Raw genomic sequence first — 16,155 nt, 5'->3', positions numbered from 1 at the left:
GGTAGTATCTTTTTGTCTTTTTTTCGTACTTTGTTTCAAATAAAAATTGAGACCTTAGGCTCAATTTTTAGCCAAGAGACCCGTAGGGGCTACTGGCGTCCACCATTACATCAGATAAAATCCATTTCTATTCCTGTAGTATTAATTGTAAACATGAGGAAGCTTTAGGCTTTTCCTCATGTTTTTTTACTTTGTTTGTAGTAAAATGAAAATAAGTGATTTTCAAGAGGTGATTGTTATGAAAGAAGAATGGATTCAAGAAGCGGTGAAAATGAGACGGACATTACATCGCTATCCAGAATTATCCGAACAAGAATTTAAAACAACTGCATATATTCAAGAAAAATTAACAGAATGGGGGATTCCTTATCGTCCATTACAAACGCCAACAGGTGTTGTAGCAGAAATTGGAAAGAAAGAAGGTCCCGTTATTGCGCTTCGATCAGATATGGACGCATTACCGATTCATGAACAAACGGATTTAGACTATCGTTCAGAGCATGATGGAGTGATGCATGCTTGTGGGCATGATTTTCATACAGCTAGTTTATTAATGGCTGCAAAAATTTTAAAAGCAAAAGAAGAAAGCTTAAACGGAAAAATTCGATTCATTTTCCAACCAGCAGAAGAAATGAATCGAGGTGCTCGTGCTTTAATTGCTGAAGGTGTATTAGAGGGAGTCGATGCAATTATTGGTTTCCATAATAAGCCTGAATTACCAGTTGGAACGATTGGGATTAAATCTGGGCCACTAATGGCAGCTGTGGGACAATTTTCTGTTGAATTAAAAGGTGTAGGAACGCATGCGGCAGCTCCACATAATGGAAATGATCCAATTGTTACTGCATGTCAAATTATTACGAATTTACAAGCGATTGTAAGTCGTCATGTTTCACCATTGTCACCTGCAGTATTAAGTATTTCTCATATTGAAGGGGGAAATACTTGGAATGTCATTCCAGAGCGTGTTTTCTTTGAAGGAACAATTCGTACTTTTTATAAAAAAGATCAAGAGAAAATTCGCAGTTTAATGGAACATATGGTACGTCAAATGGCTGTTGTTTATGGACAAGAAGCACATATGGAGTGGATTATGACACCTCCAGTAGTAGATAATGATGAAGAAGTGACTAACATTGTAAAAGAAATAACCGAACAATTTGCGACAGTTGTGACTCCTGAATTAACATTGGGAGCAGAAGATTTTGCGAATTATATGGAATATGTTCCAGGATGTTTTGCCTTTATTGGAACAGGTTGTCCTTATGAATGGCATCATCCATCTTTTCTAGTAGATGATGCAGCGTTACAATATGCGATTTCTTACTTTGTAGAAAATAGTCAAGCTTTACTAAATCAATATCAGAAAGGGTAAATTTAATGACTAAAACACTAATTATTATGAGTCATCCTGATGTAGCTCAATCCTCTTCCCAGCAATTTTTACTAGCGGCCATTAAAGGAGAAGAACAGATTCAAATTCGTCATTTAGAATCGATTTTAGCAGAGCAAGAAAGTAATCATTTTGATAAGAGAATAGAACGAGCTTGTCTTCAAGAAGCAGACAGAATCATTTTTCAATTTCCATTTTATTGGTATCAATGCCCGAGTGTCATGAAGCAATGGATGGATGAAGTGCTAACCCTAAATTTATCTCAAAAAAATAAGGAGAAAGAACTGGGAATTGTAGTTACAGTAGGTGCGAAGAAAGATCGATATGCAGCGGGTGGTTCAGTAGGATTTGGAATCGAAGAGTTACTGAGACCTTACCAAGCTCTTGCCAATCAATTAGGATGGAATTATCAAACACCATTTGTCATTTATCAATTTCAATATTTACCTGAAACTCAAAAGCAGCAGTTACTAGTCGATTATTTGTACTATTTAGAAAATGGTTCGCATTCTTTTAGTGAAAAAGAACAATGGATGTTGGAGAAATTAGAGCAATATTCAAATATTCATACAGCTCAAGTGAGAGAGTGGATTATAGAATTGAAACAGGAAAGAGAAGAGTTAGTGATGATGCTTTCAGAAATGGGGAATGAAGCAGATGGATTCTAAATGGATGGAAGAGGAAATTGCTACTTGGCAAGAAGAATGTCAAGATTATAAAGAAAGAGCTTTTTTAGAAGCTTGTAAACAATTATTATTGGAACAACAACAGCGAGTAGAACATTATAAGGCGCAATTGGACGGACAATTATGGAGTCCGAAAGAGTGGTAACCATTCTAAAAATAATAATTTTACTTGTTGATTAAAAAAGTATATAGAAAAAATATAAACGATTTACAGGAAAGAATTCGATTTATAAGATAATCAGATTCTTTCCTGTTTTTATTTTAGATAAGACAATATTTTTATAAAACATAGCAACAAAACAGTTGTGTAAACGTTTTATACATAGTATTATGATTTCGAGGTAAAAAAGAATAACCTTTCGAAAATGAAGAATTTTCGAGAAAACAGGAGGAATATTTATGAAAAAGAAATTAATGTTATCAAGTGCAGCGTTATTAGCGACTGTTGGATTAGTAGCTTGTAATAATAAAACAACAACTACTGACAAACCTGCAGAAACTAAATCAGGAGAAAAGAAAACTCTTAAATTAGCAGCTCTTGAATCAGGTTATGGTAAAGAAATGTGGCCTGAGTTAATCAAAGCTTATGAAGAAGCAAATCCAAATGTTAAAGTTGAATTACAATCTAGTAAAGAACTAGAAGACGAACTTTCACCAAAAATGAAAGCGGGAGATTTCCCAGATGTTGTAATGCTTGCATTAGGACGTAAAAAAGCTTTACCAGAAACATTAATTAAAGAAAAAGCTTTAGCAGATATCTCTGACTTATTCGATATGAAAGTATACGGAGAAGACAAAAAAGTTTCTGAAAAATTATTAAATGGAGTTTTAGGTTCTACAGTTACAGATCCATATCGTGATGGAAAACACTACTTAGCTCCAATGTTCTATGCACCAACTGGTTTATTCTATAACCAAGGCTTATTCGAACAAAAAGGCTGGGAAGTTCCAAAAGATATGCCTGCTATGAAAGAATTAGCAGAAAAAGCAAAAGCAGAAGGAATCTCATTATTTACTTATCCAACAACTGGATACTTAGATAGCTTCTTCCCTGCATTATTAGCAAATGCTGGTGGCGTTGACTTATTCAACAAAGCAATGAGCTATGAAAAAGGAATTTTTGCTTCTGAAGGAGCAACTAAAGCGTTTAATGCATTAGGCGAATTAGTGAAAAATGTTGAACCTTCAACAGTAGCAAATGCTAACCCACAAAGCTTTACTAAGAACCAACAATTATTATTAGATAACAAAGCTTTATTCATGCCAAATGGTACATGGGTAGTTGGAGAAATGAAAGATGCTCCTCGTGCTGATGGATTCAAATGGGCTATGAATGCTGCTCCAGCAATCGAAAAAGGTGGCAAACGTTTCGTTTACTCATTCTTCGAACACATCTGGGTTCCAGAAGCAGCAACTAACAAAAAAGAAGCTAAAGAATTCTTATCATTCTTATATTCTGATAAAGCAGCAGCAATCTTTGCTAAACACAATGCTGCTCAACCAATTCAAGGTGTAACAAGCAAATTACCTGCTGAATTACAAAGCTTATACAAAGTTGTAGATGAAGTAGATGGAGTTATCAATGGTAACTTTATTGCTACAAAACCAGTTGAAGGTGTGAACATGAAAGAAACATTATACGGTCAAATCGACTCTGTAGCATCTGGTCAAAAATCTGTAGCAGATTGGCAAAAATCAGTTGAAGAAGTAAGCCAAAAATTAGGTGCGGCTGTAGAAAAATAATTCTTCAACTAGTGTGAATGGATAGAAAAGGAGCTGGGAAAAGGGGCTCTTCCGGAAAGATAAACTCAGTTTTAAGTAGTTTCAGAGTTCCAAGAGTTTTCTTTCAGGAGGTAGCCATTCCCAGCTTTATTTTATACTTAAATAAAAGATAGGAGCATGAAGATGAATAATCGTCGGAAAAAAGAGCGTGCAGGATTTATCCTAGCATGTATATTACCTGCCATTATATTATTTCTTACTTTCTTAATTTATCCAACGATTGAAGTGTTTAGAATGTCCATGTATCGTTGGGGTGGATTTTCAAAGAACAAACAATTTGTAGGGTTTGATAATTTTGTAACTTTATGGAAAGATGAGAATTTTTCAAGAACAATTCAAAATACGATTTTATTAATTGTTATTGTAACGATTGTAACAGTTGTTTTAGCAGTGTTATTCGCATCAATTTTAACAACTGAGAAAATTCGCGGAAATAATTTCTTTAGAATTATTTTCTATATTCCGAATATTTTATCAATCGTAGTTATTGCTGGTTTATTCGCTGCAATTTATGACCCTAATGGTGGTTTATTAAATGCCATTTTACCAAAAGCATTGGAACGTTTATGGTTGGGAGATCAAGGAGTTGTCATTTATTCTTTAGCCTTTGCTTTAATTTGGCAAGCAATTGGGTACTATATGGTAATGTATATGGCTGGGATGGCAAATATTCCATCTAGCTTATATGAAGCAGCTGATTTAGACGGTGCAGGAAAAATTGGTAAATTCTTCAATGTAACATTACCGTTAATTTGGAATAGTATTCGTACAACATTAACATTCTTCATTATTAGTACGATTAACTTAAGTTTCTTATTAGTACAAATTTTAACAAATGGTGGTCCAGATGGTTCAACAGAAGTATTCTTAAGCTACATGTTTACTCAAGCTTATACAAACTCATCCTTTGGTTATGGTATGGCAATTGGGGTAGTTGTATTTATCTTCTCATTTGGATTGTCAGGTATCGTTAGTCACATTACAAAACGTGACATTCTAGAATATTAGGAGGCATATTATGAAAATGCAAACACGGTCATTTGAACGCTTATATAAAGCATTTATTTATGTAGCGTTAGTTACATTAGCCATTTCCATTATTGTGCCAGTTGGTTGGGTATTTGTCGCATCCATTAAGCAAAATAGTGAATTTTACGGTAGTCCATGGACTGCTCCAAAAGGTTTCTATTTCCAAAACTTCATTGATGCGTGGACAAGTGCAAAAATGGGAGATTATATGTTAAATTCTGTTATTGTAACAGCATTAGCATTAATCATTTTAGTAGCAGTAGCGATTCCAGCTGCTTATGTATTAGCAAGATTTAAATTCCCTGGAAGTAAATTAATTAATACTTTACTAAAAGGTGGATTATTCATTAACGTAAACTATATCGTTGTTCCAATTTTCTTAATGTTATTAGATTGGGATAAGGGATTAAAAACATTCGGTGTCGCAAATGGTTTCTTCTTAAATAATATTTTTGTACTTGCAGTAGTTTATGCTGCTACATCATTACCATTTACGATTTACCTATTATCAAATTTCTTCAAAACATTACCAACAACTTTTGAAGAAGCAGCAGCTATTGACGGTGCAGGATATTTTACAACAATGTTCAAAGTTATGACTCCAATGGCTAGACCAAGTATTATTACAGTAATTTTATTTAACTTCTTATCATTTTGGAATGAATATATTATTGCATTAACATTAATGCCTGGGAAAAATCAAACATTGCCAGTTGGGTTGAAAAACTTATTACAAGCACAACGTGGTGCAGCACAATATGGTCAAATGTACGCAGGGATGGTATTAGTAATGTTACCAACATTGATTCTATATATTCTTGTTCAAAATAAATTAACACAAGGAATGACCTTAGGTGGTTCTAAAGAGTAGGAGAGGAGAAACACCATGAGCAAAACGAAGGGACGTTTAACATTACCAAGTCAGGCTAATTTTTTGAAAGAAACAAAAGAATTAATCGAACGTTGGGGAGCAGATGCCATTCGAGATAGTGATGGTACTAAATTAGATGAGGCAACAAAACAATTAGATGCAAAAATTTATACAACTTATTTTGTTGCAAGAAATCATAATGAATTTGCTGAGAAGCATATGGAAGAATGCCAACAAATTTATGTGATGTCTAAATTCCATCTAGCAACTTCAAATGAATTAGAAATTCCATTCATGGATGGATATTTTACAGATCAAGTTCAACCAGATTACGTTCATGACGAAAAATTATATTGGGAAGTCATCGATCGTACAACGGGGAAAGTGGTTAGTGTTGAAAATTGGGTATTAGATAAAGAAAGAAATATTGTTACAGTTCATGGAGCAGAAGCTTTTCATGAATATACGGTATCATTTTTAGTATATGCTATTTGGGATCCAACTCAAATGTATAATCATATTACAAATAATTGGGGAAACGTTCCACACGATATTCCATTTGATGTCCGTCAACCGGCTTCTAATGAATATATGCAAACTTATTTAAAAAATTGGTTAAAAGAAAATCCAGTTACAGATGTTGTTCGTTTTACAACTTTCTTCTATCATTTTACTTTGATTTTCAATCAATTAGGAAAAGAAAAATTTGTAGATTGGTTTGGATATGGAGCTAGTGTTTCTGTAGCAGCTTTAGAAGCTTTTGCCAAAGAAAAAGGCTATCGTTTAAGAGCGGAAGATATTGTGGATGAAGGATATTATAATTCTACATTTAGAACTCCAAGTAAAGCTTACTTAGACTATATCGATTTTATCCAAAAATTTGTTGCAACAGAAGCGAAAAAATTAGTGGATCTTGCACATGATGCAGGAAAAGAAGCAATGATGTTTTTAGGGGATAACTGGATTGGAACAGAGCCATATGGAAAATATTTCAAAGAAATTGGCTTAGACGCAGTAGTTGGTTCCGTAGGGGGCGGAGCAACTTTACGTATGATTTCTGATATTCCTCATGTAAAATACACTGAAGGAAGATTCTTACCATACTTCTTCCCAGATGTCTTTAGAGAAGGAAACGATCCAACCATTGAAGCGAATAAAAACTGGTTATCAGCAAGACGTGCAATTATGAGAAATCCAGTTGACCGTATTGGATATGGAGGCTACTTAAGTTTAGCTTACCAATTCCCTAAATTTGTTGACTATATTGAACAAGTAACGGATGAATTTAGAGAGATTTACGATGTTGTAAAACATACAAAACCATATGTTGGTTTGAAAGTCGCTATTCTAAATGCTTGGGGTAAATTACGTACTTGGCAATCTCATATGGTGGCACATGAATTACCATATAAACAAATTTATTCTTATTTAGGAATTATGGAAGCATTAAGTGGTGCTAGTGTTGATGTTCAATTCATTAGCTTTGAAGATATTTTAACAACAGATATCTTAAAAGACGTAGATGTAATTATTAATGCTGGTGATGCCGGAACTGCATTCAGTGGTGGGGATGTTTGGAAAAATCCAGAACTACTCACTAAAATTCGTCAATTTGTATACAATGGTGGAGGATTTGTTGGGGTAGGAGAACCAACAGCTGTTCACCATCAAGGTAGATATTTCCAATTAGCAGATGTTCTAGGGGTAGAACGTGAAATGGGATATAGCTTATCTACTGATAAATATTTTACAAAAGAATTAGACACTCACTTCATTACAGAAGATATTAAAGATGTACGCAAAATCGATTTCGGAGAAGGAATGAAGAATGTTTATGGATTAACAGAGCATACCGAAGTATTAGAATTCAGTAATCCAAAAGTTTCTCAAGAAGTAGAAGGTATTGTAATGCCAGCAAATGCTGAAGGAAAAGAATTTGGAGAAATTCATCTAGCAGCTAATCCTTATGGAAAAGGTCGTGGAGTATATCTTGCAGGTCTACCTTATAGTCCAGAAAACACAAGATTATTACTTCGTGCTTTATATTATGCAGCTGCTAAAGAACAAGAATTCAAAAAATGGTATTCTTCTAATTTATCTGTTGAAGTACATGCATATCCTGAAAAAGGTTTATATGCAATTGTCAATAATACAAATGAAGCACAAGAAACTGAAGTTTATGATGGCAATGGAAACCATGAAACAGTCATCATGAATCCAAGTGAAATTAGATGGGAGCATATGTGATGAATCCAAAAGTTAGAATATGGATACGAGTAGTCTTAATGATCGTCTTCTTAATTATGTTAATTAAAGGACATCAAATGGTTGGAAAACCAGGAGTTGCAACAATGTTAGTAGCTCTAGTAGGCTTGTTAGCTATATTATGGGATTATAACCGTCCATATAGCAACTCGTAAAAAGAAAATAAAGAAGAAAAGGGACAAGGACAACGATTCTTGTCCTTTTTTGCATGCAAAAAAGAGAGGAAAATACTTTTTGGAAGTAGAGGGGCCTTGCAACTTAGTTGTTAATGATTTTTACTAAATATATGTAAAAAATTGTATATCGATGAGGAAAGAAATTTTCACCGTAGCAAAGGTAAAATAATCCATTGAATAATGGATTATTTTACTGGAAAATTTGAGACCTCAGGCTCAAATTTTAGCCAAGAGATTCGCAAAGCGAAGCTACTGGCGTCCAAATGCTACAGTGAAAATATCATTTCTGAATATTACGTAGGTTGACTACCTATCTTTTCTTTGTTACACTTTAATAAAGCAAAATCGAAAGGAGAGACTGTATGACAACCAAACAAATTTTTGATGACATTCTCAAAGTATTTTTAAGAATTGAACATCTAAATGTTTTCAGAAGTATTGCCCCTAACCTTACAATACGCGAAAACAATGTCTTAATTCTCTTGTATTATTACGAATCAGAATTTGATAAAACTCTAACCATCAAAGACATTAGCTGCTTTTATGAAATTAAATCTTCAACAGCCATCCAATTCGTCAATTCATTAGAAAAACATGGGTATATCGTTCGTATGAATGATCCAAAAGATAAACGAGTAACACTAGTAACCTTGACAAATTATGGAAAAGAAGTTGGAGAAATTATTTCTAAAAGAAATCATGAAATGGTTCAAAAAATATTAGCAACTCAAGAAAAAGAAGAATTAGAACAAGCTTTCCAAGTCATCCATAAAATGATAAATTCAATTGAAAGCATTCCAATCGAAACACTCTCATATAGAAAGGAAGAAAATGAATGAAGCAAATCATGAATCATGTTCATAAATATCGAGCATTATTAGCAGGAATTGTGGTTTTAACGATTTTACAAGTGGGTTCAAGTTTACTATCTCCAACAATTCTAGCTACATTAGTCAGCAATGGGATTTTAAAACAAAATCAAGCAGTTATTTTACAACAGGGGGGATTCATGTTACTGACTTCGACTTTAGATTTAGTGTTATCCATTTTAGTCGTTCGATTTATCGGAAAATTCTCTGCAGGATTATCGAAAGATTTACGTTTAAGTATGTTTACAAAAATTCAACATTTTTCAACTCAAGATTTCCAAAAGTTTGGAACATCTTCTTATATTAATCGTACAACAAGAGATATTCAAAGTTTAGCTCAAACATTAGGATTTTCAATGAGTATGGTATTAATGGCTCCATTAATGTTAGTGGGTTCTATTATTCTTTCTGTTCGTATGAACTTTACATTGTCATTAGTATTATTAGGATCCATTCCATTTTTAGGAATTGCAGTTGCATTATTAGTCAAAACTGTTTCAAAAGACTTTACCATTATGCGTCAAATGACAGATACACTAACACAAATTATTCGTGATTCATTAACGGGTATCCGTGTGATTCGTGCTTTTAATAAGAGCGAGTATGAAGTAGAACGTTTTGATCAAGTGAATGAAAAGTATCGTGAATTAATCTTCGGTATGTATATTAAATTTAGTTTGATTATGCCATTAATGATGATTACCATTAATTTTGCGAATTTAGCAGTTGTTCTTGTAGGAGCTCATTTAATTCAAGCATCTCAATTAGAAGTGGGAGCTTTAATGGCAGTGATTCAATATTCTGTTCTTGTATTAATAGCGTTATTATTACTATCGATTATCTTTATTATGATTCCTCAAGGTCTTGTAGCTGCAAAAAGGATCAATGAAGTTTTAGAGCAAGAAAATATTCAAACATTTGTGAGCAAAGATTATGGCTTAGAAAAAATTGATACAGTAGAATTTAAAGATGTTTCTTTTAAATATGAAGGAGCAGAAAAAGCGATGCTTAATCATGTGGATTTCACGGCAAAGGTTGGAGAGAAAATTGCGATTATTGGTTCGACAGGAGCAGGAAAATCTACACTAGTGAATTTATTAATGCGATTCTTAGATACAAGTTCTGGAGAGTTGTTAATGAATGGTGTAAATATTAAAGAATTTACAGAAAAAGAACTACGTGAGCAAATCGCATTCGTCCCTCAAAATCGTATGTTATTTGAAGGAAGTATTCGAGATAATTTAAGATTTGGGAATGAACATGCAACAGATGAAGAAATGATTCAAGCGTTAAAACAAGCAGAAGCATGGGAATTTGTTTCTAGTTTAGAAGAAGGACTAGATGCTCACGTAGAGCAAAAAGGAGATAATTTCTCTGGAGGGCAAAAACAAAGATTATCGATTGCCCGTGCATTAGTAAAACAAGCTTCGATTTATGTATATGATGATAGCTTCTCTGCATTAGATGCGAAAACAGAAGCAAAACTGCGTGCGAATTTAGCAGAAATTAATCAACAATCGATTGTTTTTGTCGTTGCACAAAGAATTTCATCCGTAACAGATGCGACTAAAATTATTGTATTACATGAAGGAAATGTTGTTGGAATTGGAACTCATGATGAATTGAAAGAAAGTAACCAAATTTATCAAGAAATTATGAATTCTCAATCAAGTTTAGAAGAAATGGAGGATACTCATGAATAAAACTGTCTTAAAACGATTATTAAGTTATTTAAAGCCTGATCGTGTGATTGTTACGATTGTATTAGTAGTATCCCTAATTTCAGTCATTTTAGATGTACAATTGCCTAAAATTCTAGGGAATGCAACGACGTTAATTAGTGAAAGTTATATTGCTTCTAATTATACTTCTGTTGATTTAGAAGGAGTTTTTGCGATTGCGAAAACTTTAGCGGTTTTATATATTTTAGCAGCAGGATTAAACTTTTTAGGGAAATATTTTATGTCTCGTGTTGCTAGTGATATTATTTATCGATTACAAAAAGAAATTGATGAAAAATTTACACGTTTACCAGTTCGATATTTTGATGAACAATCAAGAGGGGACTTATTAAGTCGTGCAACAAATGATATTCAAACAATTGATGATTCTTTCTCACAAGTATCGAATCAGATTTTTACAACCGTTCTAACGTTCTTTGGAATTATCATTATGATGTTTACGGTTAATATTCCATTGGCGATTATCGGATTTTTAGGAATTCCTCTTTCTCTATTTATTATTGGATTAATTGGGAAGAAGTCTTCTACAGCATTTGCAAATCGTCAAGAAACTACAGGACGTTTAAATGGTTATATTGAAGAATATTATGGAGGACATGAGATTGTAAAAGCGTTCAATTATGAAGAACGTTCGCAAGCAGAATTTCAAGCGTTAAATGATGAGTTATATGAACATGCTTGGAAAGCACAATTCTTTGCAGGAATGATGTTCCCAATTTCCCGTCTAATTAATAATATTGTTTATGTATTTGTGGCGATTGTCGGTGGATTATTTGCTTCACAAGGAATGATTACCATCGGTGGCATTCAAGCGATTTTACAATATATGAGAAATATTAGCCAACCAATGGGAGATGCAGCGAATATGATTGGATTAACTCAATCTATGTTAGCAGCAGCTGAGCGAATTTTTGAATTATTAGATGCAGAAGAAATGGAAGAAGAAGGCGATAAAGAAGAACTTCCAGCTATCGTTGGAGATGTTCAATTTAAGCATGTTTCATTTGGTTATACTCCAGAAGTAACATTAATGGAAGATTTGAATATTGATGTTAAAGCAGGGGAAACTGTAGCGATTGTAGGGCCAACAGGTGCAGGTAAAACAACTGTGATTAATTTATTAATGCGATTCTATGATATTACAAGTGGAGCGATTGAAATTGATGGGCATAATATTCAAGATTATAAAGTCGATTCTCTTCGTTCAAAAGTTGGAATGGTATTACAAGATACTTGGTTATTTAAAGGGACGATTCGAGAAAATATTCGTTATAGTCGTCCAGATGCAACGGATGAAGAAGTCGTTCAGGCCGCGAAACAAGCTTTTGCAGATGATTTTATTCGTAAATTACCGGATGGATATGATACGTATATTACGGAAGAAACGGATAATATTTCTGGAGGGCAAAAACAATTATTAACGATTGCTCGTGCGATTTTAGCTTCACCTTCTGTTTTTATTTTAGATGAAGCAACATCGAATGTAGATACAAGAACGGAAATGCAAATTCAAAAAGCGATGGATCATATTATGGAACATAAGACTTCATTTGTCATTGCGCACCGTTTGTCAACAATTCGTAATGCGGATAAGATTTTAGTGATGCAAAAAGGGAATGTGATTGAGCAGGGGACTCATGAAGAGTTGTTGGCAAAACAAGGATTTTATGCTGGTTTATATAGAGCTCAATTTGAATAATAATTGATTTTCCTGAAGTAGCAGAGGACGCCAGTAGCCCCCTTCGGGGTCTCTTGGCTAAAAATTGAGCCTAAGGTCTCAATTTTTCCGGTAAAATAATCCACATTCTGTGGTTTATTTTACTAGTGCTACTGCGGGAATTCTTTTTAATTCAAAAATGGAAAGATGAGAGAGCGTATGTGAGGAAATTTGATTTTCCTGAAGTAGCAGGGAACGGCAGCAGCTTCGCTAAAGCGAATCTCATGCCAAAGCTACTGCAAAAGCAATAAAAAATGTGGAGTAATTTGCTCCACATTTTTTTATTGCTCATCTGATGAAATAAGTCTTTCGATATATTGTTGCCCTAATTCTTCGAATTGGACTTTGTTTTGTAATAGTTCAATCACAGATTCTTGGAAAGATTCTACTTCTTCAACGGGTAAACTACAATGAATTGATACTACATCTGTAAATTCTTTATCGACTACAGAAATAGTATTGGTTTCAAGATAGTATTCTAGTTTTCCAACAGTAGAATAATCAATTGTCACTTTTAAAATCGTTTCTAAGCTAGCTTGAACGATTCCAATAGCTTTTAGACCTTCTGCAACAGCACCTGTATAAGCACGAACAAGTCCGCCTGCACCTAGTTTTGTCCCACCAAAATAACGTGTGACAACAACTGTAGTATTTTTTAGTTCCTGTTTTTTTAACACTTCTAACATTGGAACACCAGCTGTTCCACTTGGTTCTCCATCGTCCATTGCGCGTTGGAATTCATCTCTTTCACCAATTAAATAAGCTGAACAATTATGAGTAGCTTTCCAATGTTCTTTCTTGATAGCTTGGATAAATTCGAGAGCTTCTTCTTCTGTTTCTGTACGTTTGAAATGAGCTATAAAACGTGAACCTTTAATTTCAATTTCATTTTGCCCATCTTGATGAATGGTTTTATATTGCTCTAACATAGACTCTCCTTTCAATGATGATTTATTCATATTGTACCATAAAATAGGGGTGAGACAACTAAGCTGTTTATAATTAAAAGTCTCTAGCTTTCAGTTCATTTATTTGCAACCTACCATAGTTTCTTATATAGTGAATGTGCTATAAAAAAATATCAATTTGAAAGAGGAAATTATGAAAAAAAGTAAATTAATTTTATCGATTGTCTCTGCAAGTTTATTAAGTGCATGTATTCAAATTAATACAGCACCTCAGCCTACAACGACAACTTCAGTCGCACAAACAACTCAAAGTAATCAAACAACTACAAAGTCAACAACTCAACAAGCAACAGCGAACGTAAATCAATCTTCTTCTCAAAGTTTAGCTTCTTATAAAGAGAGTGTACAAAAAATGGTAGAAGTGTTTGCAAACCAATATAGTTCATTAGATATCACTAAAGTTCAACTAAAGACAATACAACCAATTGTCTATGAAATTTCTGCATTGGATGATACAACAGAATATGAGTTTATTTATCAAGTAGACAGTCAAAATTTAGTTCAAACAGAAATGGATCGTAAAAAAGGAGATATTTCTTATAAACGTGCTTATAAAAAGATTGAGACATCTACTTTATCAGATGTTGATGAGATACTTTCTATTGCTTTAGGTCAATTTTCTGGAGGGCAATTAAAGGATTGGACATTAGAACGTGATAATGGTCAATTATATTGGAATGTCGAAGTTTATCATAATGGAAAATCAATGGAAGTAACGATAGATGCAAATACAAAACAAATTGTAAAAATCGATGATTAAAAAGTAACGATTTAGAATAGGAGTTTCTTCTGTTCTATGGTATACTACAGTGCACATTAGAAAAAGAAAGGGAACGATATGAGAAAAGAAATTTTTTCTATTAGAAAAATCAAAAAAATTGCTGGTTCTGTAGTGATTGGTTCTGCATTTTTTGGATTAGGAACACCTGTGAGTGCAGCTAGTCCTTCTACTTATCACTATGTAGACGAAGCTAATTTAACTGAACAAGAAAAAGCCCTTCTTCATTCGGAAGTTCCACCCCAGGATGAAGAAGTGTATTATTTAATTTACCGAAAAATTGAACAAGTGCTTCCACAAACAGGTGTAAGAGAAAATATGACGGTAGCTACTGCAGGATTATTAGCTGCAAGTAGTATTGTGTTAATCGTTTCTAAGAAAAAACGCCATAAAATTTTAGGAGCATTATTCATTACTGCTTCAGGAGCAGCAACATTTATTCCAGCTCAAGTTGTAGCAGTGGAATTAAATCAAGTGATTCGTGCTACTTCAAATGAAGGAGTGGTACAAATTGATGGCTATCGTTATGTTGGATATTTAAGTGAGAAAGAATTGAAACAAATTGCTCATCCAGAACAAGCGAAAACTACAGTAGAAGTACCTCAAACAACTGTTGAAGAAGTTACTCCAGAAGTTCCTACAACTGTAGTAGCAGAAAAAGAAGAGACAAGCATTGAAACATCAACTGAAGAAATCCCATTTGAAACAATTACACAGGCAGACACAACATTAGAAAAAGGTAACAGTCGAGTTCTATATGCTGGACAAGCAGGAGTTCGTACGGTTTATACGCAAGTAATAGTTGTAAATGGAGTGGAAACACGTAAAGTTGTTAAAACTGAAGTAACAAAACAACCAATTTCACAAATTATTGGGGTAGGGGCAAAAGAACAGCCAGTTACTCCTTCAACTCCAGTGGAAAAAACAGTTGAACAACCAAAGGTAGAGGTTCCAAAAGTAGAAACTCCTAAAGTTGAACAACTAAAAGTAGAGGAAAAAGTAACACCTACTCCAACTACAGAAGTAAAACCAGTCGTAACAACTCGTCCGGAAATTGGAGTATTATCCCCTGTTCATGAATTGCCAGAATATCATGAAGCAAAAGGTGTTCAAGAAGTAAATGAAGGCGAGAAGCAGGGTGAAGCATTAGTACAACCAGTTCTTCCAGAATACCAAGAAGCAAAAGGAACACAAGAAGAAGACAAAAAAGGTCAAGCCTTAACTCAAACGGAACTTCCAGAGTATCATGAAGCAAAAGGAGCTCAAGAAGTAAAAGGAGACGAAAAGCAAGGCGAAGCTCTTGTACAAACATTACCAGAATACAGAATCGCTGAGGAAACGACTGAGAATGCAGTTGAATTCAATACAGAAGAAGTATTAGATTCTACAAAATATGTAGGCGCTGATACGGTAACTCTTGAAGGTGTTAAGGGTGTTCAAAAGACAACAACTGTAAAAAATGCTGAAAATAATGAAGTACTTGCAACAACTACAGAAGTGAAAACACCACCTGTTTCTAAAATAGTTACAAAAGGTACGAAACCAGTTGAAGGAACAGTAGATGAAACTGAAGAAGTAGAGATTCCTTTTGAAACAAAAACGCAAGAAGATGACACCTTAAAACGCGGGACAGAAGAAGTTGCTCAACAAGGTAAAAACGGCAAGAAACAAATTACTAAGACGTATAAAACGATTCGTGGTGAAAAAACTACTGAACCACCAACAGTTACTGAAAAAGTAATTGAACAACCTCAAGATAAAATTATTAAGCAAGGTACAAAAGGTTTAGAAAAACCAACATTACAATGGGCTAATCCGGACATAGCTGGCTTGACGAAGAGCGGTCCCGCTAGTGATACCTGGACTCCCGCAGCTGGCG

The 16,155-nt window shown here is 34.0% G+C and carries 14 protein-coding genes; 13 read left to right on the top strand and 1 reads right to left on the bottom strand.

From position 1 onward, the window contains the following. Positions 1 to 238: 238 nt before the first annotated feature. The 11 genes from RWR88_RS06790 (at position 239) to RWR88_RS06740 (ending at position 12,512) form a co-directional block, all read left to right on the top strand. Positions 239 to 1,375: an amidohydrolase gene (locus RWR88_RS06790; protein ID WP_314451367.1), complete on the top strand. Its 1,137-nt coding sequence runs from the start codon at positions 239 to 241 to the stop codon at positions 1,373 to 1,375. A gap of 5 nt (positions 1,376 to 1,380) precedes the next feature. Next, on the top strand, positions 1,381 to 2,061 hold the full coding sequence (locus RWR88_RS06785; RefSeq protein WP_314451366.1) for an NAD(P)H-dependent oxidoreductase: 681 nt from the start codon (positions 1,381 to 1,383) through the stop codon (positions 2,059 to 2,061). Next, complete coding sequence (locus tag RWR88_RS06780; protein ID WP_314348927.1) at positions 2,051 to 2,224, top strand: hypothetical protein; 174 nt, start codon at positions 2,051 to 2,053, stop codon at positions 2,222 to 2,224. Before RWR88_RS06785 ends, RWR88_RS06780 begins: the two co-directional genes overlap by 11 nt. 254 nt (positions 2,225 to 2,478) lie before the next feature. Then, on the top strand, positions 2,479 to 3,822 hold the full coding sequence (locus RWR88_RS06775) for a carbohydrate ABC transporter substrate-binding protein (RefSeq protein ID WP_314078437.1): 1,344 nt from the start codon (positions 2,479 to 2,481) through the stop codon (positions 3,820 to 3,822). Between the two features lie 162 nt (positions 3,823 to 3,984). Further along, positions 3,985 to 4,869 (top strand): carbohydrate ABC transporter permease, encoded by an 885-nt coding sequence (locus RWR88_RS06770; protein ID WP_020991217.1) that lies wholly within the window; start codon positions 3,985 to 3,987, stop codon positions 4,867 to 4,869. Positions 4,870 to 4,879: 10 nt separating this feature from the next. Then, positions 4,880 to 5,761, top strand: coding sequence for a carbohydrate ABC transporter permease (locus tag RWR88_RS06765; protein WP_314451364.1), 882 nt, complete (start codon positions 4,880 to 4,882; stop codon positions 5,759 to 5,761). A 15-nt stretch (positions 5,762 to 5,776) separates the two neighbouring features. Further along, positions 5,777 to 8,008, top strand: a complete 2,232-nt coding sequence (gene gnpA, locus RWR88_RS06760; protein WP_314451362.1) for a 1,3-beta-galactosyl-N-acetylhexosamine phosphorylase — start codon at positions 5,777 to 5,779, stop codon at positions 8,006 to 8,008. Continuing rightward, the gene (locus RWR88_RS06755) at positions 8,008 to 8,181 is read left to right on the top strand and encodes a DUF6903 family protein (protein ID WP_314348924.1); all 174 of its coding nucleotides are present in this window, start codon (positions 8,008 to 8,010) and stop codon (positions 8,179 to 8,181) included. Before gnpA ends, RWR88_RS06755 begins: the two co-directional genes overlap by 1 nt. 383 nt (positions 8,182 to 8,564) lie before the next feature. Then, positions 8,565 to 9,041, top strand: a complete 477-nt coding sequence (locus RWR88_RS06750) for a MarR family winged helix-turn-helix transcriptional regulator (RefSeq protein ID WP_314451359.1) — start codon at positions 8,565 to 8,567, stop codon at positions 9,039 to 9,041. Further along, positions 9,038 to 10,774 (top strand): ABC transporter ATP-binding protein, encoded by a 1,737-nt coding sequence (locus RWR88_RS06745; protein ID WP_314451357.1) that lies wholly within the window; start codon positions 9,038 to 9,040, stop codon positions 10,772 to 10,774. Before RWR88_RS06750 ends, RWR88_RS06745 begins: the two co-directional genes overlap by 4 nt. Continuing rightward, positions 10,767 to 12,512, top strand: coding sequence for an ABC transporter ATP-binding protein (locus RWR88_RS06740; protein ID WP_314451355.1), 1,746 nt, complete (start codon positions 10,767 to 10,769; stop codon positions 12,510 to 12,512). The genes RWR88_RS06745 and RWR88_RS06740 overlap by 8 nt, the downstream gene beginning before the upstream one ends. Before the next feature lie 299 nt (positions 12,513 to 12,811). Here the strand turns inward: RWR88_RS06740 and RWR88_RS06735 are convergent, their stop codons facing one another. Beyond that, positions 12,812 to 13,459 carry a YigZ family protein gene (locus RWR88_RS06735; protein ID WP_314451353.1) on the bottom strand — a complete coding sequence of 216 codons (648 nt, stop codon included), beginning with the start codon at positions 13,457 to 13,459 and terminating at the stop codon, positions 12,812 to 12,814. Between the two features lie 172 nt (positions 13,460 to 13,631). Between RWR88_RS06735 and RWR88_RS06730 the strand changes: the two genes are divergently transcribed. Both RWR88_RS06730 and RWR88_RS06725 read left to right on the top strand, forming a co-directional pair. After that, positions 13,632 to 14,258 (top strand): PepSY domain-containing protein, encoded by a 627-nt coding sequence (locus RWR88_RS06730; RefSeq protein ID WP_314451351.1) that lies wholly within the window; start codon positions 13,632 to 13,634, stop codon positions 14,256 to 14,258. A 78-nt stretch (positions 14,259 to 14,336) separates the two neighbouring features. Further along, a partial coding sequence (locus RWR88_RS06725) for a G5 domain-containing protein (RefSeq protein ID WP_314451349.1) occupies positions 14,337 to 16,155 on the top strand: 1,819 nt, incomplete at its 3' end.

The sequence above is a fragment of the uncultured Granulicatella sp. genome (assembly GCF_963528195.1).
GTDB lineage: Bacteria > Bacillota > Bacilli > Lactobacillales > Aerococcaceae > Granulicatella.
Note: the sequence above shows the minus strand (reverse complement) of the source record. Positions and strands in the feature narration are given on the sequence as shown.

Coding starts and splice junctions, on each gene's coding strand:
- RWR88_RS06790 (WP_314451367.1), top strand. CDS start 239: ATGAAAGAAGAATGGATTCAAGAAGCGGTGAAAATGAGACGGACATTA.
- RWR88_RS06785 (WP_314451366.1), top strand. CDS start 1,381: ATGACTAAAACACTAATTATTATGAGTCATCCTGATGTAGCTCAATCC.
- RWR88_RS06780 (WP_314348927.1), top strand. CDS start 2,051: ATGGATTCTAAATGGATGGAAGAGGAAATTGCTACTTGGCAAGAAGAA.
- RWR88_RS06775 (WP_314078437.1), top strand. CDS start 2,479: ATGAAAAAGAAATTAATGTTATCAAGTGCAGCGTTATTAGCGACTGTT.
- RWR88_RS06770 (WP_020991217.1), top strand. CDS start 3,985: ATGAATAATCGTCGGAAAAAAGAGCGTGCAGGATTTATCCTAGCATGT.
- RWR88_RS06765 (WP_314451364.1), top strand. CDS start 4,880: ATGAAAATGCAAACACGGTCATTTGAACGCTTATATAAAGCATTTATT.
- gnpA (WP_314451362.1), top strand. CDS start 5,777: ATGAGCAAAACGAAGGGACGTTTAACATTACCAAGTCAGGCTAATTTT.
- RWR88_RS06755 (WP_314348924.1), top strand. CDS start 8,008: ATGAATCCAAAAGTTAGAATATGGATACGAGTAGTCTTAATGATCGTC.
- RWR88_RS06750 (WP_314451359.1), top strand. CDS start 8,565: ATGACAACCAAACAAATTTTTGATGACATTCTCAAAGTATTTTTAAGA.
- RWR88_RS06745 (WP_314451357.1), top strand. CDS start 9,038: ATGAAGCAAATCATGAATCATGTTCATAAATATCGAGCATTATTAGCA.
- RWR88_RS06740 (WP_314451355.1), top strand. CDS start 10,767: ATGAATAAAACTGTCTTAAAACGATTATTAAGTTATTTAAAGCCTGAT.
- RWR88_RS06735 (WP_314451353.1), bottom strand. CDS start 13,459: ATGTTAGAGCAATATAAAACCATTCATCAAGATGGGCAAAATGAAATT.
- RWR88_RS06730 (WP_314451351.1), top strand. CDS start 13,632: ATGAAAAAAAGTAAATTAATTTTATCGATTGTCTCTGCAAGTTTATTA.